We start from the raw sequence: 19119 nt of genomic DNA, 5'->3' as shown, positions 1-19119 counted from the left end.
GCGTTACGATGAAGCAATCTGGGCCGCGATGTGCTGTTTGAGCTTGGTGAGACCCCGGTAGCTCTCGTCCCGCAGAATCCCCTGGGGATTGTCCCGCGTTACCGGGTGAACAAGGATGAAACGATCGGAGCTTCCGGCGCCCGCTGTTCCCAGAGCTTCGGTCATGAGGGTGTAAAGCCTGCTGCGTTCCCGTCGCAGCAGCCCTCCTTCGTATTCTCTGAGGGGGTAATTCTTCTTGATCAGGAGCGTACCGTCGAGACTGAACCGATGGAACTCCACGGCACCGCCGTTCGACGCCGGCCGGAAGACAAAGGCCGACTCTCTGGACGAATCGCGCATGAGATGAACCGTCGGGGCGTCATCCACCATACTCACGTCCATGTTGTAGATGTTGGTCATGAGCATGGTGAGGAAGCACTCTTCCTCAAAGAAACCGGCCGCGCTGCCGTCGGACACCTCGAAGTAGAACGAGTGACGGCCGTCTCCATCATCGCTCACCGGTTTGCCGCAAAGCAGGCACTGGCTCTTGATCCCTGAAAGCCGAGCGAAAAACTCTTCCTTCTTGCGGCTTTCCTCGGTCTGAAGCCACTTATGGAAGAGGAGTGAGCGAGGCTCCGTGGTGGCGTTGTACTCATTGATGAGAATCTGGGCCAACTGCGCGAACTGACCATGGACTTCAGTCCACTTGGCATGGGTCAGAATCGGATAAATTTTCCCGTCGGGGTTGGTATTGAGGCTCTCTACCTTGGGACTCTTGGAGATATACACATCGAGGCAACGGTAGCCGCGATTTATGGCGTAAGCTTTGAGCAGTGTTTTCTGGTCGTTGAAGGGGCCGTCGAACTTGATTCGTTCGTCCACGAGGCAGGGAATGAGGCTGAGACTCTTGCGGTCGAGACCCCGCTGTTCGAACAACGCGAAAATGTTGCGGCAATTCTCCAGACTCGGCATGTCCTTGACTGGGATGATGGCCCGATCTGCCGCGAACAGGGCATTCTGGGTGAGCATGTCCAAGTCGGGCCTCGTGTCGATGATGAGAACTCCGGGAATACGTGAGGCGGCCAGAAGCCGTGCCAGGACCATGGGCCCACGAATGGATCCTTTGAGGTCGTTGAGGCTGGCGGACGAAGGGATGTAGCCGACTCCGTACTGACCGGTGTGGATCAGGTCGCGGGGCGGAGATTCCATGAGCAGGTCGGCCACGCTGCCGGTCAGCCTCTGCCCCCTGATCTCGAACATCCGGTCCACGGTGAAGTGGTTGTCGAAGGAAAAGATGGTAACCGGCAGATTCTCGTCGAGGGCCTTCAGATAGATTGCCAGGTTGGTGGCGAGAGTGGTCTTGCCGACCCCTCCCTTTTCCGAGGAGACAGTGATAACATAAGGGTAATTCTGCATGGGGCACATACTACACTGTCCGCCTGACAGCGGTCAACCCGGTTTGACAGGCCGTTGCCCCTGAATTATATCTATTTGATACTAAATAACTTTAACCCGGGGTTCCCGTGGATATCTTTTCTGAAAAACGAATCCTGACCGTGTCCCAGCTCACCTCGCTGATTCGCGGGGTGCTTGAGGAAAACTTCGAGCACGTGTGGGTGGAAGGGGAGGTGTCGAACCTGGCCACGCCGGCCTCCGGCCACCTCTACTTCACGCTGAAGGACGGAGCGGCCCAGATCCGTTGCGTCATGTTCAGGGCATCATCCAGGGCACTGAAATTTCGTCCCCGCGACGGGATGGGCCTCATCGTCCGCGGGAGAGTCACGGTGTACGATCAGCGGGGTGAGTACCAACTGCTGGTGGAATACCTCGAGCCCCGCGGGATCGGAGCCTTGCAACTGGCCTTCATTCAGCTGAAGGAGCAATTGGCCCGGGAAGGGCTGTTCGCTGACGAGCACAAGAAACCTATTCCACCGTTGCCTCAGAAGATTGGAGTGGTCACCTCGGCCACGGGGGCGGCAATTCACGACATCCTTACCGTGCTGAACCGCCGCTTCGCCAACGTGGAGATCCTCATCCGGCCGGTAAAAGTCCAGGGTGAGGGGGCTGCGGAGGAAATCGCCGCGGCGATTGACGACTTCAACCGCTACGGCGTCATCGACGTGATGATCGTCGGGCGGGGGGGCGGATCGCTCGAGGATCTATGGGCATTCAACGAGGAAATGGTTGCTCGGGCAATCCATCGTTCGCGCATCCCGGTGATTTCTGCTGTTGGGCACGAAGTGGACTTCACCATTGCTGATTTTGTTGCCGACCTGCGGGCTCCTACGCCGTCGGCAGCGGCCGAACTGGTGGTGAAGAGCAAAGAGGAACTAGCCGCCCGTCTTGAATTTCTCAGGCATCGGCTGGTTCAGGGGGGACGGCAGGTCCTGGCCGAGAGGAGGGGCGAGCTCGACAGTCTCAACCGTTCCCTTCGTGATCCGTCCATGCTGGTGGGGCACCTGTCACAGCGGGTCGATGACCTCTCGGCCCGGTTGGAGCGAGGGACAGCGAACAGTGTCCGACGTCATCGCGGTAGCCTTGATCTGCTGACCACCAATTTGCGCCTTACCAATCCCGCCGTCAGGCTCGAGCGAGCCAGGGAAAGGGTCATAGCCCTTGCCGGGCGCAACGAGACGCTGCTCCGCCGTTTCCTGGACCACCTCAGAGAGAAAACGCTCGTGGCCGCAGCGCGGCTCGATACGCTTTCGCCGCTGGCCACCATGGCCCGGGGATACAGCATCGTGCTGAAGCTTCCCGAGCGGTGTCTCGTTACCGACAGCGCCCGACTCGCGCCGGGAGACCGGGTGGAGTTGTGCCTTCGTCGCGGCCGGGCCGGCTGTTGCGTGGAATCCAGCAGCGACACGTGACAAACCTTGACTCACCCTGTCCGGGCGCTATAATGACCCCTTCATTTTCATATTCGGGATAAATCTATGGCTGTTGAAAAATTTGAAACCGCACTGAAAAAGCTGGAAGACGTGGTCAGAAAGCTGGAGGGGGGAGATCTTTCCCTCGACGATTCGCTCAAGGCCTTTGAAGAGGGGGTCAAGATGGCCTCTTTCTGCACAAAGAAACTGGACGAGGCGGAGAAAAAGGTCGAACTCCTTCTCAAAAAGAAGGACGGCACGTTCGTGCGCGAAGACTTCCGGCTGGATGACGAATAGTCCGGTTCCGCGTGCGTGCATTTTTACGTGAAAGGATGGTCCGATGGATCTGAAAGGTTATCTTAAAGAACGCTGTGCCTTGGTGGACGAGGCTCTGGAGCGCCATCTGCCGGCTGAAGACGAGCTCCCGTCTTCGGTGCACCGCGCCATGCGTTATTCGGTATTTGCCGGTGGGAAACGGGTCCGCCCGATCCTGATGCTGGCAGCCTGCGATGCCGTGGGCGGCGATACGGCGCTGGCCCTGCCGGCGGCCTGCGCCATGGAGATGATCCATACCTACTCTCTCATCCACGATGACCTGCCGGCAATGGATGACGATGATTTCCGCCGCGGGCGGCCGACGAACCACAAGGTATTCGGCGAAGCCATTGCCATCCTTGCCGGCGATGCCCTGCTTACCGAGGCGTTCATCCTCATCAGCTCTCCCTCCTATGCTGCCGCGGTTGGAAGCGATCGACTCCTGCCGGTTATTCACGAGATCGCCCTCTGTGCCGGTTCGCGGGGAATGGTCGGCGGGCAGGTGGTCGACATGGAGAGCGAGGGGAACAAAGAGATCGATCTGGCAACAGTCCAATATATCCACACCCGCAAGACCGGTGCGCTGATCAAGGCCTCCATCAAGGCGGGAGCAGTACTGGGGGGAGCCAACGCGGACGCGGTCAAGGCCGTGACACGCTACGGCGAAGCCATTGGCCTGGCGTTCCAGATCGCCGACGATATCCTCGATATCGAGGGAACAACCGAGCAGATCGGCAAGGACGCGGGCAGTGATGAAGCTCGGGGGAAAGCCACCTATCCGGCCGTGCTGGGCCTGGCTGAATCCAAGCGGCGCGCCCAGGAACTTCTCGATCTCGCCATTGAGGCCCTTTCGCCCTTTGACCACCGGGCTGACCCCCTTCGGGAAATCGCCCGGTACATCGTGTCACGGAAATCATGATGTCTCGTATTCTCGACAGGGTAGATTCTCCCTCTGACCTGAAGGGGCTCACTACGGCCGAGTTGGGCATCCTTGCAGAGGAGATACGGCAGGAAATCATAACCGTCTGCTCCCGCAACGGCGGTCACCTGGCGCCGAGTCTCGGCGTGGTGGAGCTTACTCTGGCCCTGCATAGGGTATTCACCTCGCCTGAGGATAAAATCGTCTGGGACGTGGGACACCAAGCCTATGCCCACAAACTCGTGACCGGCCGCCGGGACCGGTTCGCAACCCTGCGGACCCTTGGAGGGATCAGCGGCTTCCTCAAGCGGGCCGAGTCGCCCCACGACGTGTTTGACGCCGGCCATGCCTCCACTTCCATATCCGCCGCCCTGGGGCTTGCGGCGGCCCGTGACCTCGCCGGCAGGAACAACAAGGTAGTGGCGGTCATCGGCGACGGCTCCATGACCGGCGGTATCGCCTATGAAGGGCTCAACCACGCGGGGCACCTGAACCGTGATCTGGTCGTGGTTCTGAACGACAACGAGATGTCCATCGCCGAGAACGTGGGCGCTCTGTCCAATTTTCTGAGCCGTACCGTTACCAGCGAGTTCGTTCATACCCTGAAGAAGGATGTGGAAACCTTTCTCGGGGGGCTCGACCGGATCGGCCGGAACGTCCTCAAGGTGGCCAAACGGGCGGAAGAGTCTCTCAAGGGACTCTTTACGCCGGGAATGCTCTTCGAAGCCTTCGGGTTCGAGTATATCGGCCCCATCGACGGACACGACATCGGCCGCCTCACGGAAACCTTCGAAAAGGTCAAGCGGTTCGATGATGCGGTCCTGATCCACGTTCTGACCAAAAAGGGAAAGGGGTTTGCCCCGGCCGAAGCCAAACCGTCGCTTTTCCACGGGGTCGGCCCCTTTGACCCTGTCAGCGGCGAAATCGTAAAAGGAAAGGGCGGGGCCACCTCCTACACGGGAGTCTTCGGCCAGGCCCTGACGCGGATTGCCGATGAAGACGAGCGGGTAGTCGCCATCACTGCGGCCATGCCCGACGGTACGGGCCTCGGCTCCTTCTCGGCTCGCCACCCCGGTCGCTTCTTCGATGTGGGGATCGCGGAGCAGCATGGCGTAACCTTTGCCGCCGGCCTCGCGGCCGAGGGGTACCGGCCGGTTTTCGCCATTTACTCTTCGTTCCTGCAGCGGGCCTATGACCAGCTTTTCCACGATGTCTGCCTCATGAACCTGCCGGTGACCTTTGCCATTGACCGGTCCGGGGTCGTGGGAAGCGATGGTCCGACCCACCACGGGCTCTTTGACCTGTCCTACCTGCGTACCCTGCCCAACATGGTCGTAATGGCCCCCAAGGATGAAAACGAGCTGCAACACATGCTCAAGACCGCCATCGACCATAATGGCCCCGCAGCGGTCCGCTATCCCCGCGGCAATGGGCTCGGCGTGCCCCTTGACCAGTCGCTGGCTCCGATCCCCCTGGGCACGTCGGAAGTGCTGCGTGCCGGCAGCGGCACCTGTGTGGTTCTGGCGGTCGGCGCCATGGTCGGGCCCGCCCTCGAAGCGGCTAACACCCTTGAAGGCGAGGGCATTGACCTGACCGTGGTCAACGTCCGTTTTGTGAAACCCCTCGACCGGGAGCTTATCCTGTCGTACGTCGGCCGGGCCGGAACGCTGGTGACTATTGAGGAAAACGTCCTTCAAGGGGGCTTTGGTTCAGCCGTGCTCGAACTGCTTGCCGATGAAGGAGTAGGAGGCGTTGCCGTGCACCGGTTCGGCTACCCCGACCGGTATGTGGAGCAGGGTGAACAACATGAACTGCGGTCACGCTACGGCCTCGATGCCGAGGGGATTGCCGGACGGATCAGGACGTTGTCCGCGCGCTAGATGCGGATCAATTTCTCCTACCGGGAACAACGGTTGGGCTGACCATGCGTTTAGGGCCACCATCTATGGGGGCAGCCGATGAAATACGTAGATCTCGTCAAATCTCTTGAAATATTTGGATTGTCAGACCGGGTGACACTACGGGAGATCAAGGCCCGCCACCGGGAACTCGTGCGGCGCCATCATCCCGACACCGGAGAAGAGGGCGACCCGGAGCGAATCCGACTCATCAATGCAGCCTATGCCCTGCTTCGCGAGTACACCGACGCCTATCGCCTCTCCTTCTCCGAAGAGGAGTTCTATGAGCAGAACCCCGACGAGCGGCTGCGGATGCAGTTCGAAGATGCTCCTCTCTGGGGTATGCGTTGAACGTCTTCCTGAAACGCCCTCTGTTGTTTACCCTTCCCCTGCTGCTCGGCTGCCTCGTGGTTGCCGCCCCGCCGGCAACCGGCGCCGACCCGGTCGCCCAGAAAAAATACGGTGTCCAGTCCATTGATCTCGGCGAGTTGGAAAAGGGCATAGAGCAGCTGGAGCAGGCGTTCTCTCTGTTTTCCCTGGACCCGACGCTGAGGGATAATCTCGCCACAGCCCATGCCCTTCTCGGGCGGAAACTGCTGGAGAGCAAATCCTACGAGGAGGCGGCAAAGCACTTCGGGCGCGGCAGCGAACTCTATCCCGACGAACCCCGTTTTCATCTTTTGAGAGGGATCGCCTTTTCTTTGGCCAAGAATGAAGAAATGGCCCGTCACGAGCTTTCCCTGGCCCGGTCCCTCGGTGGAGATACGGCCGAAGGCCTGTATTTCCTGGGCAAGACATATTACGACGCGGGTGAGACCGACCAGGCCATGGCCCTTTGGGAAAAGGCTGCGACCCTTGCCCCCTCCGAGTCCTCCCTGGCCGGACTGCTGGAAAAGGTGCGGCGTGAGCAGTCGGTCGAGGAGAGGATGGAACGCGGGCATAGTTCGCGCTTCATTGTTTCGTACGACAGCGGGACGAAGACTGACAATGCCCTGGCAATTCTTGATCTGCTTGAGGAGTTCTATAATTCGGTCGGCACCGACTTAGGATTCTTCCCCGCCTCACGAATCCCGGTCATACTCTACACTCGCCAGGACTACCGGGAGGTAACCCGATCGCCCCACTGGTCGGGCGGATTGTATGACGGCAAAATCCGCCTCCCTGTCGGCGGCATAACAGAGATCACGCCGGATATCAGGGCAACTTTGCGCCATGAATATGTCCACGCCGTTGTCATCGACCTGACTCGCGGTAATTGCCCCACCTGGCTGAACGAGGGGATTGCCGAAATACAGGGGCGCCTGGAGTACAATCCCCCTCTCGGTGAGTTGGAAAAAGCGGCTAAACGTGGTGAGTTCTTGCCGTTGAAACGCCTTGAAGGATCATTCGCCGGGCTCGAAGGAGGTGAGGTTCGTCTTGCCTATGAGCAAAGCTACTCCCTCGTCGATTTTATCGTTTCCGCCCATGGATGGCACCGGCTTCGGATGGTCCTCGAAGATCTGGGAAGTGGCCTGTCGCTCGGCGAGGCAATGAACCGGGCGTTCGCCGATGTGGGCCTCGATTATGACGGCCTGTTCGGCCGATGGCGCGATCATGTACTGAGAGAGGTGGGTGGCGGAGGCACGCCGGAACGATAATCCGAGTTCGGGGAAAATAGAAAACGGCCTGCAAAAGCAGGCCGTTTTCCGTTGGAGATCAGAGTTGATCAGTTTGCGTTGACAAAGGTCTTAAGATTTGCAAGATCCGCGGCGGTGAGCGTAATTCCCTTGTGCCCCGAAACGCCGGCGGTGAACTTTCCGTCAATCTTCGTCCCGGCCCGGGAGAGGTTCGGAGCACTGCCGGAGGCGTCATAGGTGCCTAGGCGGTGACACGATGCGCACCGGCTGTCGTAGACGGTCTTGCCCGGGTCGACGGTGGGAGTCGGCGTCGGAGTCGGTGTAGGAGTCGGTGTAGGAGTCGGTGTAGGAGTCGGTGTAGGAGTCGGTGTAGGAGTCGGTGTGACAGCCGATGCCAGCGAGGTGGCTATCGCCTGAATTTCAGCGGACGTGAGGGTTGAAAGGAACCCCATGCCGCCACGGTTGCCGGAGATTGCCGATTGGATTGCCGATACAGTCCTGGTCTGGATGTCGGAATTCGTGATCGAGCCATGGCATGCCTGACAGTTATTCCCGTAGAGTGCCGACCCGTTGGGCGTAGGAGTGGGCGTAGGAGTGGGCGTAGGAGTGGGCGTAGGAGTGGGCGTAGGAGTGGGCGTAGGAGTAGGAGTAGGAGTAGGAGCCACTGCCAAGACGTCAACGATTGCCTGCAACTGAGCTGAGGTCAGCGAGGAGAGGAATCCCATGCCGCCGGCGTTCGCGCTTACGGCACTCTGGAGACGCGCAAGCGTTGTCCCTTTTTTCTCAGAAGTGGCCAAAGCACCATGGCAGGCCGCGCAATTGGCTGCGTACAATCCTTGTCCGTCTGTTGCCGGGGTCGGGGGAGTCGGCATATTGCCCATGGTGAAGGTCCCGCCGTTAATGTTCATCAGGGGAGCACTGAAGATCGGCGCATTAGTTGCTCTGTTGGCGACTACCATGGTGCCGGCACCAAGTTGAACCCGGATTACGTCCAGAACGGCGTCGAGACCAGTGTGGTTGGCCGTGAAGGGAGCGGTGATCGGGTGCACGTTGGCACCGTATTGGTCGAGCAGGGGCTTGAGTTGGGTGCGCAGGGCAGCTACGGCGGCCGGCAGGTTCGCGCTAATGGTTTCGAGCATTGCGGGGGAGGGGGATGCATAGACTGCTGCAGCCGGATCACTTACACCGGCGGCGCTGGCCAGTGCTGCATTGGATAGCGGGTTGATGTTTGCGGTCCCGGGGCCGGCCGCGAAAGAGCAGATGGTAACGGCAGTGCCGCCTGACGTGCCGTCAGCTTTCAATATGTACGGCGGCGTCAAACCGGTAACATCAACTGTGAAGGAGCCGTCTGTGGCGGAAGAGGTTGTTTTTTCAACTGCCGGCGACGAAGAATCCTTGAGCCGGATCGTGCCCACAAGGGGGGCTCCGGTGGCTGCCACCCCTGATACTGCCGCGGTAGTCGGCGTGCCCGTTGAAGTTGCAGCCGTAGAACCACCGCCTCCACCGCCACAGCCGGCCAATGTCATAAGTGCCGTGATCATAAGCATGATCAGGCTGGTGAAGGTTTTACGGGGCAGCGTGCCCTGTTGTGTCTGGAGCGAAATTAGCCCTTTACGTGCGGTCATTAAGTTTCCTCCCTGAGCGCGTGGTAGTGTACCGGATCAGAACGATCCGGCAGCCCGGGCACAAAAAAGCCGGGGCCTGATATCGTTCAGATATTTCGGCGACCCGGCTGTCTCAGGGAGACCCTTAGGCTTTCCGCCCCATCCTCGCGGATGGTTTAGTATTGTCGTGTATCTGATTTGTTTGGTGAATTGCTGACTATAGAACTAACAAACCTTGTATCTGAATGTCAACACAAAATGTTTTACGGGTGTTACCATTTTGAAATAGTTAATTGTTGCAGCATGTTGTGGGCTGCATTTTGGTTTAGGTTTGTCGGAGACAACCCTGAGTTTTCCTCTTTAGCAACAAAAAAGCCGGTCATCCGAAGGGTAACCGGCTTCGCGTCTGAATTGTTTTGCGCGCTGTGCTAGCCCGTGTGGCAGAGCTTGCATTTTGTAGGTCCAGCGCCCCGCACTTCGTGGCACCCCTTGCAGGTCTTGTGGGCGTAATCCTTGCCGAAATTTCTTATTTTACCAGGGGTTTTCTCGTGACAGCTCCTGCATTCCCTTACAAATTCAGAGTGTCGTTTGTGGGTGAAGGTGACGGCACCGTTTTTGGACGGGAACAGGATAACATCAGCTGCAAGGCCGACAGAGGCGGTTAGAATCATGGCAGCGAATAAAATGACCGTTCGTTTCATGGCACCGTTCCTCGATCGCGGAATAACCGGAGAGCATGTTGCGTGGTCATGCCCCCTGAAGTATGGATACCTTTCTTCCTTCGATCCTGAGGCGTTTCGCGGCAAACAGCCGGATAGCCTCGGGATAGGCCCGGTGCTCTTCTCTCTGGATACGGGCCGAAAGGGAGGCTTCATCGTCATCATCCATGACCGGGACGGCTGCCTGGATGATGATCGGTCCTGTGTCGGTCCCTTCATCAACAAAGTGGACAGTGCAACCGGAGAACTTGACTCCGTACCGGAGCGCCTGAGCCTGGGCGTGGAGCCCGGGAAAGGCGGGCAGGAGGGCGGGATGGATATTCATGACCGCATTGGGGAAGGCGTCAAGCAACACCGGCGTAACGATGCGCATGAAGCCTGCCAGGACGACGAGTTGCACCCCGTGGGAGCGCAGGGTTTCCACTAGGGCCGCATCGTAGGATTCACGGCCGCCGTGGGCCCTGTGATCGATATGGATGGCGGGTACGCCGTGCTTTCTAGCGCGCTCAAGGCCAAAGGCATCAGCTTTGTTGCTGATCACGCAGACTATTCTCGCCGGGAGCGAGCCATCCTCGATCCGGTCGATGATCGCCTGGAGATTCGAGCCATTGCCCGAAACGAGAACACCAACTGCAAGCGGTTGAATCATAGGGGCTCCCATGGTGCCACGTCCCGTTTATACGAGTTCGACCATCTCGGCGCCGGGCTCGCACTTGGCGATTTCGCCGATGATGAAGGCCTTCTCCTGAAGTCCCGAAAGGCGGATAAGTATCTCGTCGGCCTCGTTTTCGGGTACTGCCAGCACCATGCCGATTCCACAGTTGAACGTGCGGTACATTTCGTCCCGCTCAACGGATCCTGCCTCTTGAAGCAGGGAGAAGAGGGGCGGAAGCGGGCAGCTGTCCAGATGCACCAAAGCCTTGCAGCCGTTGGGCAAGACGCGGGGGACGTTTTCCAGCAGGCCGCCGCCGGTAATGTGCGCGATGCCGTTCACGTGGAAGTCCCTCAGCAGGTTGAGAATGGTCTTGACGTAGATTTTGGTAGGGGTAAGCAGGGCGTCTGCCGCGGACATGCCGAGTCCTGGCAGAATGGAGTCTATGCCGAGTCCCATGGATTCAAAGATAATCTTGCGGGCGAGCGAATAGCCGTTACTGTGGAGGCCGCTGGAGGCGATGCCCACGAGACGGTTTCCCACGGTGATGGATGATCCGTCGATGATGTTGTCGCGCTCGACTACGCCTACAGTGAACCCGGCAAGGTCGTATTCACCAGGCTGATAGAAGCCGGGCATCTCCGCCGTCTCGCCACCGATAAGGGCACAGCCGGCCTGGACGCATCCCTCCGAGATACCTTTAACCACGGCAGCTCCCCGCTGGGGGTCCAGTTTGCCCGTGGCGAAATAGTCGAGGAAAAAGAGCGGCTCGGCACCCTGGACGATGATGTCGTTGACGCACATGGCCACCAAGTCGATGCCGACGGTATCATGCCGGTCGGCCATCATGGCGATCTTGAGCTTGGTGCCGACGCCGTCGGTTCCCGAAACCAGGACGGGGTTGCGGTACTTGTTGGTGTTCAGGGAAAAGAGCCCGCCGAAGCCGCCGATGTCCGAGATGACCTCGGGCCTGGAAGTGGCTTTCACGAACGGTTTGATGAGCCCCACAAACGTGTTGCCGGCATCGATGTCGACACCGGCGTCCTTATAGGTAAAACCTCTCTTTGTCACTACGTTTCCTCCCGTTAAAAGAAGTGAAAATTTATCGCATGAACCGGTAAATGTCAAACCCTATCTGGCGCGGTTTGAGGCCTGAAAAAAGGGTTTACAAGGGGGTGTCCTTCGCCTATGATGCGTACGCTCGATGAATACCGCAGATTGCCCGACAATAATGCCCATGACCGAAGGCGACCTGGACGAGGTTCTGCAGATCGAATCCGACTCGTTCCCCCGCCCCTGGACCAGGGATCACTTCGTCGCAGAACTCGCATCCCCCCGTTCTTTCCCCGTTGTTGCCCGGTCGCCGGGCGGACTCATCGTGGGGTATATCTGTCCGACACTCCTTTTCGACGAGGGCGAGATACTCGACGTGGCCGTGCGCCGGGATTTCCGCGGGCAGGGCATCGGTGCGCTGCTGGTAACCCATGCCGTAGCGGAACTCGCCGGGCGAGGCGCCCGGACCGTCCACCTGGAGGTACGCGTGTCGAATACCTCCGCCAGGACGCTTTACCGCCGCCTCGGATTTGCCGAGACCGGCCGGCGTCCTCGATACTACGAAAACGGCGAGGATGCCGTGCTGATGACTTACTCAACTGATGAAGGAGAGGGCTCCCCCCATGCAGTTTAAGGCGATGATCATCTCGAACCACGAGGTTTCTCCCGGCTACTTCCGCATGAGAATGTCTGCGCCTCCCGAACTGGCCGATGCCAGACCGGGACAGTTCATCATGGTGCGGGTCCGGGACGCTATCGATCCCCTGCTGCGTCGTCCCTTCGGCATCTTCGACGTGGGTACCGTGGCTTCCGAGTTCTCCGGATGCGGCCCGCAGACCTACGTGGAAATGCTGTACAAGGTGGTGGGGAAGGGGACCGAAACACTTTCGACCTACCACCATGGCGACCACGTGGACCTTCTGGCTCCTCTCGGCACCGGCTTCGACCTGGGCGATCCGGACGAAGAGAAGATTCTCGTGGGCGGGGGCATCGGCATCGCCCCGCTCTACTATCTGGCCAAAAAACTGGTGGAGCGCTCACGGGTCCGCTTCTTCCTGGGGGGCAGGACCAGGGACGACATCCTTTGCGTGACCGAATTCGAGCGGCTTGGTGTGGAAACCTACGTTGCGACCGACGACGGCACCCTCGGCGATCGGGGCTTCGTGACGGACGTCATGGAGCGCCACATCCGGGGCGCGGCGGGCAAGAGAACCATCTATGCCTGCGGCCCCATGCCCATGCTTCAGGCCGTGGCCGGCATCGCCGAGCGAACCGGCGTCCCCTGTCAGGTTTCTCTTGAGGCCTATATGGCGTGCGGCATGGGGGCGTGCCTTGGTTGCGTGGTGAAGGGGAAGGAGCATTCAGACGAGTCGCCGGACTACCGTTGCGTGTGCAAGGATGGGCCGGTTTTCGCCTTTGATCAGTTGAAATGGGTGTAGCGCCCCGGAGCGAGGAGCACTAATGCAGAAACCTGACCTTTCCGTTGAGATTGCTGGCATCACGCTGAGAAACCCGGTCATGACCGCCTCGGGCACCTTCGGCTACGGCGAGGAGTTCTCGGAGTACGTGAACCTGGAGGCGATCGGCGCCATCATCACCAAAGGGCTGTCCTTGAAGCCCAAGGCCGGCAATCCGACCCCGCGTATCGTCGAAACCACCGGTGGAATGCTGAACGCCATCGGTCTGCAAAATGTGGGCATTGATGCCTTTGTCGAGAAAAAGGTACCGTTTCTCCGCACGGTTGCCACGCCGGTGATCGTTAATTTTTTCGGAAACACCCTCGAAGAATATGCCGAACTCGCCGAGCGCCTGGACCTGATACCCGAAGTGGCTGCCGTGGAGATCAATATTTCCTGCCCGAACGTCAAACATGGCGGGATCGTTTTCGGTACAGACCCCAAGGCCGCCTATTCGGTGGTAAAGGCAGTGCGGGAGGCCACCATCAAGCCGGTGATCGTCAAGCTGTCGCCCAATGTGACCGATATTGTGGAGATGGCCTGGGCCTGTGCCGATGCGGAAGCCGACGCCCTTTCCCTCATTAATACCCTCACCGGCATGGCCATTGATCTGGACAAGCGCCGTCCAATCCTGGCCAACGTGACCGGCGGCCTCTCCGGACCGGCGGTGAAGCCGATCGCGCTACGCATGGTCTGGCAGGTTGCCAGGGCGGTGAAGATTCCGGTTATCGGCATAGGGGGCATCATGACCGGCATCGATGCTCTGGAGTTCATGCTTGCCGGCGCAACGGCCGTGCAGGTTGGCACCGCCAACTTCCTGGATCCGGGCGCCGCGGGCCGGATTGCTGCGGAAATGGAGCGATATCTGGCGGATAACGGTATCGCCGATGTTAAGGAGATGATCGGCGCCCTGGAGGTCTAGCGCCGGCAGCCAGCATGCATGCCGATGCCAGAGGCGGGGACCGGTGTCTCCGCCTCTGTCCGTTTGCGGGAGGAGCAGAACGTATGGAAACCTGGCGGCGGCTGCTCGCCGATGCAGTCACCACAGCCGATGAGATTACCGAGCGGTTCGGGATCGACGCCGGGCAGCTCGCGCCGGTTATACGCCGCTATCCGATGCGGATCACTCCCGGCTACCTGCGTCTTGTGGAAGCGCCGGGAGATCCGATCTGGCGACAATGCATTCCCGATCCGGCCGAACTGTGCGACGACCAGCAGTCCGACCCCCTGCACGAGGAGCGTCTCTCGCCGGTGCCGGGGCTCATCCATCGTTATCCTGATCGCGTCGTTTGGGTTGTGTCGGGGGAGTGCGCGGTCTACTGCCGTTTCTGCATGCGGAAGCGACAGGTGGGGTGTATGACCTCCCGCCACTGTGAAGATCCTTTCGGCGAACCGCTGCGCTACATTGCCGAAACGCCGGCGATTCGCGACGTGATCCTGTCGGGCGGAGATCCGCTTCTGCTGGACGATGAGCGGCTGGAGGAAATCCTTGCCCGACTTGCTGCCATTCCGCACGTGGAAATGGTCCGCATCGGGACCCGAACCCCCGTTACGCTGCCCGAGCGAATCACGGCAAGGCTCTGTCGCATGCTCAAACGGTACCATCCCCTCTATGTGAACACCCATTTCAATCATCCCCGGGAGATCACCGCCGAGGCGGCCAAGGCATGTGCACGGCTTGCCGACGCAGGCATCCCCTTGGGCAACCAGTCCGTGCTCCTGGCCGACGTTAATGATGACCCGGCTGTGATGACACGGCTCATGCAACTGCTTCTTTCCATCCGGGTCCGCCCTTACTACATCCATCAGATGGACCTTGTTCGGGGCACAGGACACTTCCGGACGCCGGTGGCAACAGGGCTGGAGATTCTCACGGCATTGCGGGGAAACACGTCGGGCATGGCCACGCCCCACTACGTAATCGACGCACCAGGGGGCAAGGGGAAGATTCCGTTGCTTCCGGACTGCATAAGCCGTCGGGGTGACCTGTGGCTGTTACGCACCTACACGGGGGAAACCATCGAATACCGTGATGTGGGGCAGCCGGCTACAGTTCTTCCGGGGTGAAGGCGACTACGTCGTCAATGGAATCAAGATCGAGGAGCAGCATCACCATGCGGTCAATGCCGAGGGCGATGCCGGCGGTGGGCGGCAGGTGGTGGAGTTCCGCGAGAAAGGGCTCGGGCAGGGGAATGGCGCTTTTGCCGCGGGACTCCCGGAACAGTTTCTCCTGTTCGAAGCGGCTTCTCTGCTCAACGGGGTCGGTCAGCTCCGAAAAGGCGTTGGCGAGCTCGACGCCTGCGATGTATAACTCGAAGCGTTCGGCGCGCGACGGCTCATCCTGTTTCAGGCGGGCGAGGGCACCGCGGTCGGCGGGATAATCGCAGATGAAGGTTGGGGTCGCGAAGCCGAGGCGCGGCTCAATGTCGTTAACCATGCACTCGTCGAAGGTGTCGTTGGCCAGGGCCTCCTCCATGGTGCGGTCGCAGTAGCGTTCAAAGGCCTCTGCCACGGAGAGACGCTCCCACGGGGCTCCCAGACGGATGTTTCTTCCCTTGACGTTCAGCACTTCCCCCATGCCGAGGGCTGCAGCCACGGCGCCGACGAGTTCTTCGCACTCATTCATGAGCCCACGGTAGTCTGTTCCGGCCCGATACCATTCGAGCATAGTGAACTCGGGCAGGTGCATGTTTCCCCGTTCGCCATCGCGCCAACACCGCGAAATCTGGAAAACCCTCTCGTACCCTGCTGCCACCAACCGTTTCATGCACAGTTCGGGCGAAGTCTGAAGGAACCACGGACCGGACGGCACCGGATCGATGTGGGACTCGGGCGCAGGTGCCGGAATGCGAAGGGGGGTCTCGACTTCGAGATACCCCCCTTCAACAAAAAAACGTCTGATTTCTGCAAGGATGCGGGCCCTGGCCCAGAGCGCGGAGCGCCTGCGGGCCAGGTTCCAGTTACCGGTCATGGAGTCTATCCTTTGACCCGTGTTGAATATTCACCGGAACGGGTATCGATGACAATCATCTCGCCCTCCTCGATGAACGGGGGAACGCGGAGGATGTAGCCCGTCTCAACGGTGGCGGGCTTGGAATCGCTGCCCGAGGTGTCGCCCTTGACCCACGGATCGGTCTGGACAACGCGGAGATTGACGAAGTTGGGAAGCGTTACGCCGATGGCTTTCTCGCCGAAGAGGAGGATATCCACTTCAAGATTGTCGATGAGGAAGTTTTTTGCATCGCCAACGGCATCTTCGTCCATCTGAACCTGCTCGAAAGTCTGGTTGTCCATGAAGGTGTAGTGGGTGTCTTCCTTGTACAGGTACTGCATCCGGCGCTCTTCGAGGCGTGCCGGCTCGAAGGTTTCCCCGGAGCGATAGGTGCGGTCGAGAATGACGCCGGTAATCATGTTCCGCATCTTGGTGCGATAGAGGGCCTGGCCCTTGCCCGGCTTGGAGAACTCGAACGCAATGACCAGGTAGGGGGCTCCGTCGAGGGTAAGCTTGAGCCCCTTTTTCAGATCGGCGACAGTGTACATAGATACTATCCTCTTTTCGTGGTGGGTATGTAGTCCAAAATGGTACTTTTTATCCTAAAATCCAACGGTTGTTAAGAAAAAAATACAGTTCCCGGCACCTGTCCATCGACTTTGAGCATTGATTCCCGTTATGAGGACGAACAGAACAGATAGCGACAGGACGGGAGAGGGAGCTCTGTTATCCGACACCTGGGATACCACCGTGGCAGGAGGTCATCGGGGATACGGCGCAATGAAGGGTGAGCTGACACGTGAGGGGGCCTGACGCCCCCCGGGGCGGGCTGTTGCTATTTGGCGCGATAGGTTATGCGACCACGTGTAAGGTCATAGGGTGAAAGCTCTACCGTGACCTTGTCGCCCGGAAGTATCTTGATGAAGTACTTGCGCATCTTTCCCGAAATGTGGGCAAGCACCACGTGTCCATTTTCGAGCTCTACCCTGAACATGGCGTTCGGGAGGGGTTCGATGACGGTGCCTTCTACTTCAATTGCTTCTTCTTTGCTCATGGGGTGACCACTGCTCCTTGGCGCGGATGATGGATTCGTTTCAAACTTTGTTAGAGTACCCGCTGCTGTATTAAAATGCAAGCCGTTTTTCAAGCCGGTGCGGGCTTTGCGGCATCGCCAACCGGCCGGAAAGCCGATTCGAAGCCCTGTCCTGATCTGCGGCCGGAATGGTGCTGCCGAGGTGGCCTTGCGTCGGATTATCACCTTTACTTCAATGGGTCAGGCGTATTATGCTCAATGCGTCATCACGAGATCTCCAACGAAGGTCAGTTTCATACACTATGGCTACGATATTACGCGAAGTTCCCCTCCAGAATGGTCTCACGGTTCGCTTTCTGGACCATACACGTCATTATTTCGGTGATTTTCACTTGGTGCGGCTGGAAATCCTCTGTGAAATCCGGCTCGATGTCTCTCATTTTCAGGATTTTACTGCTTTCGAAGACGCACGCCGCCTTCTGGGCGATGACGTAAGTTACCGCCGTTTCGTTGAGCAGATGGGGGTTCCCACTTCTTTGGCGGACGACGTGAAGCAGCAGCTGATGGCGCATTTTATGAACCATTCGCTTGGATATGTTTCATCTTCTGCTTTTCCGATACGGTTCGTTCAATCGGAGCTGGAACGCGCCCGCAGCAAACGGCTGAAGGCGCCAGGGTTCCTTGTTTCCGGCCATGACTGAGGCGCGTATCCGCATTGAATCCCTCGCCTTCGGCGGGGCAGGTTTCGGGCGACTTGAGGGCAAAGCCTGCTTCGTGCCGTTTACCGCTCCGGGCGACCTCGTCCGCATCCGGGTTGCTGTTGACAAACCGTCTTATCTTGAGGGCGAGACACTTGAGATTCTTGAGCCCTCACCCGACCGCATCGCACCGCCGTGCCCGGTCTTCGGGATCTGTGGCGGGTGTTCATGGCAGCACCTGCGCTACGATGCCCAGGCGGAAGCCAAAGAGCGCATCTTCGTCGATACTCTGTGGCGTTTCGGACGGGTCGAACGGGACGCCGTCGCCCCCTTTGCCGTTGCGGATAATCCCTTTGGCTATCGGTGCCGGGCTCAGTTCAAGATACGGTGGAGCGGCGGGCGCCTGCACATGGGCTTTTATCGCAGGGGATCTCACTATGTGATCGATGCGCCCGCGGAATGCGTCATCTGTGACCCCGCCATCAATCTGACCCTGCGGGACCTGAGATTGGTTCTGCCGGATTTCTCCGAACCGGACAAGATTCCCCAGATTGACGCTGCAACCGGCGAAGACGGACACGTTCTTCTGGTCGTACACTATATCGGAGACAATCCCGGTCGAGCCGCCGACTTTTTTCGCTCGATCCAGCCTCATCTGGCTTCGGTGACCGGCATTCATCTCCAGTGCGGGCGCAAGGATTCCATCATGCACGTCTGGGGAGTCGATTCACTGTCGTATACCGTTCCTGGGCTGGGCGATCAGGGGCGCCCCCTGTCCCTGTCGTTCAGGAGGGGAGGGTTCTCCCAGGTAAATTATCGCCAGAACCGGGTGCTGGTGAGCAAAGCTTTGCACCTGGCCGGAGTGGGGCCCGGCCGACGGGTGCTCGATCTGTTTTGCGGCAACGGTAATTTTTCGCTTCCCCTGGCGTCCGGCGGAGCTCAGCTCGTTGGAGTCGAGGACTACGGGCCGTCAATTGACGACGCGCGGAAAAACGCGGACTTCAATGGGATCGGTGATGTGGAGTTTATCGCCATCGACGCCGCCGACGGCACCCGCCGCCTGAGAGCTGCGGGTGAGCATTTCGATACGGTCATCCTGGATCCCCCCCGGACCGGTGCCCGGGATGCGGTCGGCGAGGTGGCGATACTGGCTCCGGAACGTATCGTGTACGTCTCCTGTGATCCGCCGACGCTCGGACGCGATCTCGGAGTGCTGCGCAAGGCTGGATACCGCGTAGTCGGCAGCCATGGCGTCGATATGTTTCCTCAGACCTACCACATAGAGAGCGTAACGCTCCTGATACGCTCCTGACGTTA

General features: G+C 59.3%; 20 protein-coding genes and 1 riboswitch. Of the genes, 12 read left to right on the top strand and 8 right to left on the bottom strand.

Annotated elements, in window-relative coordinates:
* Positions 1-3: 3 nt before the first annotated feature.
* Positions 4-1404 carry a ParA family protein gene (locus tag GS_RS08830; protein WP_010942412.1) on the bottom strand — a complete coding sequence of 467 codons (1401 nt, stop codon included), beginning with the start codon at positions 1402-1404 and terminating at the stop codon, positions 4-6.
* Positions 1405-1502: 98 nt separating this feature from the next.
* Between GS_RS08830 and xseA the strand changes: the two genes are divergently transcribed.
* The 6 genes from xseA to GS_RS08800 all read left to right on the top strand — a co-directional run bounded on the left by xseA (position 1503) and on the right by GS_RS08800 (position 7615).
* Positions 1503-2846, top strand: coding sequence for an exodeoxyribonuclease VII large subunit (gene xseA, locus GS_RS08825; RefSeq protein WP_010942411.1), 1344 nt, complete (start codon positions 1503-1505; stop codon positions 2844-2846).
* A 66-nt stretch (positions 2847-2912) separates the two neighbouring features.
* Positions 2913-3143: an exodeoxyribonuclease VII small subunit gene (locus tag GS_RS08820; protein WP_010942410.1), complete on the top strand. Its 231-nt coding sequence runs from the start codon at positions 2913-2915 to the stop codon at positions 3141-3143.
* Positions 3144-3186: 43 nt separating this feature from the next.
* Entirely contained in the window at positions 3187-4080 is an 894-nt protein-coding gene (locus GS_RS08815) for a polyprenyl synthetase family protein (RefSeq protein WP_010942409.1), read from the top strand.
* Positions 4080-5960: a 1-deoxy-D-xylulose-5-phosphate synthase gene (gene dxs / locus GS_RS08810; protein ID WP_010942408.1), complete on the top strand. Its 1881-nt coding sequence runs from the start codon at positions 4080-4082 to the stop codon at positions 5958-5960. Before GS_RS08815 ends, dxs begins: the two co-directional genes overlap by 1 nt.
* Before the next feature lie 78 nt (positions 5961-6038).
* Positions 6039-6329, top strand: coding sequence for a J domain-containing protein (locus GS_RS08805; protein ID WP_010942407.1), 291 nt, complete (start codon positions 6039-6041; stop codon positions 6327-6329).
* A gap of 23 nt (positions 6330-6352) precedes the next feature.
* Complete coding sequence (locus GS_RS08800; protein WP_235044853.1) at positions 6353-7615, top strand: peptidase MA family metallohydrolase; 1263 nt, start codon at positions 6353-6355, stop codon at positions 7613-7615.
* 68 nt (positions 7616-7683) lie between these two features.
* Here the strand turns inward: GS_RS08800 and GS_RS08795 are convergent, their stop codons facing one another.
* The 4 genes from GS_RS08795 to purM form a co-directional block, all read right to left on the bottom strand.
* Positions 7684-9219, bottom strand: a complete 1536-nt coding sequence (locus tag GS_RS08795; RefSeq protein ID WP_010942405.1) for a c-type cytochrome — start codon at positions 9217-9219, stop codon at positions 7684-7686.
* 94 nt (positions 9220-9313) lie between these two features.
* Positions 9314-9389, bottom strand: a riboswitch (cyclic di-GMP riboswitch).
* A 237-nt stretch (positions 9390-9626) separates the two neighbouring features.
* Positions 9627-9899 (bottom strand): cytochrome c7, encoded by a 273-nt coding sequence (locus GS_RS08790; RefSeq protein WP_010942404.1) that lies wholly within the window; start codon positions 9897-9899, stop codon positions 9627-9629.
* Between the two features lie 46 nt (positions 9900-9945).
* Positions 9946-10566 (bottom strand): phosphoribosylglycinamide formyltransferase, encoded by a 621-nt coding sequence (gene purN, locus GS_RS08785; protein ID WP_010942403.1) that lies wholly within the window; start codon positions 10564-10566, stop codon positions 9946-9948.
* A gap of 27 nt (positions 10567-10593) precedes the next feature.
* Complete coding sequence (purM, locus tag GS_RS08780) at positions 10594-11640, bottom strand: phosphoribosylformylglycinamidine cyclo-ligase (protein WP_010942402.1); 1047 nt, start codon at positions 11638-11640, stop codon at positions 10594-10596.
* A 133-nt stretch (positions 11641-11773) separates the two neighbouring features.
* Between purM and rimI the strand changes: the two genes are divergently transcribed.
* The 4 genes from rimI to GS_RS08760 all read left to right on the top strand — a co-directional run bounded on the left by rimI (position 11774) and on the right by GS_RS08760 (position 15146).
* A complete protein-coding gene (gene rimI, locus GS_RS08775) occupies positions 11774-12256 on the top strand; it encodes a ribosomal protein S18-alanine N-acetyltransferase (RefSeq protein WP_010942401.1) in 483 nt (160 codons plus the stop codon).
* Positions 12246-13061 (top strand): dihydroorotate dehydrogenase electron transfer subunit, encoded by an 816-nt coding sequence (locus tag GS_RS08770; protein WP_010942400.1) that lies wholly within the window; start codon positions 12246-12248, stop codon positions 13059-13061. The genes rimI and GS_RS08770 overlap by 11 nt, the downstream gene beginning before the upstream one ends.
* A gap of 22 nt (positions 13062-13083) precedes the next feature.
* Entirely contained in the window at positions 13084-14001 is a 918-nt protein-coding gene (locus GS_RS08765) for a dihydroorotate dehydrogenase (RefSeq protein ID WP_010942399.1), read from the top strand.
* A gap of 83 nt (positions 14002-14084) precedes the next feature.
* Positions 14085-15146, top strand: coding sequence for a KamA family radical SAM protein (locus GS_RS08760; RefSeq protein ID WP_010942398.1), 1062 nt, complete (start codon positions 14085-14087; stop codon positions 15144-15146).
* Here GS_RS08760 and epmA read toward each other — a convergent pair.
* From epmA to infA, 3 genes are all read right to left on the bottom strand, one after another.
* Positions 15127-16050 carry an EF-P lysine aminoacylase EpmA gene (gene epmA / locus GS_RS08755; protein WP_010942397.1) on the bottom strand — a complete coding sequence of 308 codons (924 nt, stop codon included), beginning with the start codon at positions 16048-16050 and terminating at the stop codon, positions 15127-15129. The two genes, GS_RS08760 and epmA, sit on opposite strands and share 20 nt — an antisense overlap.
* Before the next feature lie 5 nt (positions 16051-16055).
* Positions 16056-16619, bottom strand: coding sequence for an elongation factor P (gene efp, locus GS_RS08750; RefSeq protein ID WP_010942396.1), 564 nt, complete (start codon positions 16617-16619; stop codon positions 16056-16058).
* 287 nt (positions 16620-16906) lie between these two features.
* Positions 16907-17125 carry a translation initiation factor IF-1 gene (gene infA / locus GS_RS08745; RefSeq protein ID WP_010942395.1) on the bottom strand — a complete coding sequence of 73 codons (219 nt, stop codon included), beginning with the start codon at positions 17123-17125 and terminating at the stop codon, positions 16907-16909.
* Between the two features lie 281 nt (positions 17126-17406).
* Here infA and GS_RS08740 point away from each other — a divergent pair, with 281 nt between their 5' ends.
* Together GS_RS08740 and rlmD are read left to right on the top strand one after the other, a co-directional pair.
* Positions 17407-17805 (top strand): hypothetical protein, encoded by a 399-nt coding sequence (locus GS_RS08740; RefSeq protein WP_010942394.1) that lies wholly within the window; start codon positions 17407-17409, stop codon positions 17803-17805.
* Entirely contained in the window at positions 17798-19114 is a 1317-nt protein-coding gene (rlmD, locus tag GS_RS08735; RefSeq protein WP_010942393.1) for a 23S rRNA (uracil(1939)-C(5))-methyltransferase RlmD, read from the top strand. The genes GS_RS08740 and rlmD overlap by 8 nt, the downstream gene beginning before the upstream one ends.
* Positions 19115-19119 lie beyond the last annotated feature (5 nt).

The sequence above is a fragment of the Geobacter sulfurreducens PCA genome (assembly GCF_000007985.2).
Classification (GTDB): Bacteria; Desulfobacterota; Desulfuromonadia; order Geobacterales; family Geobacteraceae; genus Geobacter; species Geobacter sulfurreducens.
Note: the sequence above shows the minus strand (reverse complement) of the source record. Positions and strands in the feature narration are given on the sequence as shown.

Coding starts and splice junctions, on each gene's coding strand:
- GS_RS08790 (WP_010942404.1), bottom strand. CDS start 9,899: ATGAAACGAACGGTCATTTTATTCGCTGCCATGATTCTAACCGCCTCT.
- GS_RS08740 (WP_010942394.1), top strand. CDS start 17,407: ATGGCTACGATATTACGCGAAGTTCCCCTCCAGAATGGTCTCACGGTT.
- dxs (WP_010942408.1), top strand. CDS start 4,080: ATGTCTCGTATTCTCGACAGGGTAGATTCTCCCTCTGACCTGAAGGGG.
- efp (WP_010942396.1), bottom strand. CDS start 16,619: ATGTACACTGTCGCCGATCTGAAAAAGGGGCTCAAGCTTACCCTCGAC.
- GS_RS08770 (WP_010942400.1), top strand. CDS start 12,246: ATGCAGTTTAAGGCGATGATCATCTCGAACCACGAGGTTTCTCCCGGC.
- GS_RS08760 (WP_010942398.1), top strand. CDS start 14,085: ATGGAAACCTGGCGGCGGCTGCTCGCCGATGCAGTCACCACAGCCGAT.
- rlmD (WP_010942393.1), top strand. CDS start 17,798: ATGACTGAGGCGCGTATCCGCATTGAATCCCTCGCCTTCGGCGGGGCA.
- GS_RS08795 (WP_010942405.1), bottom strand. CDS start 9,219: ATGACCGCACGTAAAGGGCTAATTTCGCTCCAGACACAACAGGGCACG.
- infA (WP_010942395.1), bottom strand. CDS start 17,125: ATGAGCAAAGAAGAAGCAATTGAAGTAGAAGGCACCGTCATCGAACCC.
- purN (WP_010942403.1), bottom strand. CDS start 10,566: ATGATTCAACCGCTTGCAGTTGGTGTTCTCGTTTCGGGCAATGGCTCG.
- epmA (WP_010942397.1), bottom strand. CDS start 16,050: ATGACCGGTAACTGGAACCTGGCCCGCAGGCGCTCCGCGCTCTGGGCC.
- GS_RS08805 (WP_010942407.1), top strand. CDS start 6,039: ATGAAATACGTAGATCTCGTCAAATCTCTTGAAATATTTGGATTGTCA.
- GS_RS08765 (WP_010942399.1), top strand. CDS start 13,084: ATGCAGAAACCTGACCTTTCCGTTGAGATTGCTGGCATCACGCTGAGA.
- GS_RS08820 (WP_010942410.1), top strand. CDS start 2,913: ATGGCTGTTGAAAAATTTGAAACCGCACTGAAAAAGCTGGAAGACGTG.
- GS_RS08830 (WP_010942412.1), bottom strand. CDS start 1,404: ATGTGCCCCATGCAGAATTACCCTTATGTTATCACTGTCTCCTCGGAA.
- rimI (WP_010942401.1), top strand. CDS start 11,774: ATGAATACCGCAGATTGCCCGACAATAATGCCCATGACCGAAGGCGAC.
- GS_RS08815 (WP_010942409.1), top strand. CDS start 3,187: ATGGATCTGAAAGGTTATCTTAAAGAACGCTGTGCCTTGGTGGACGAG.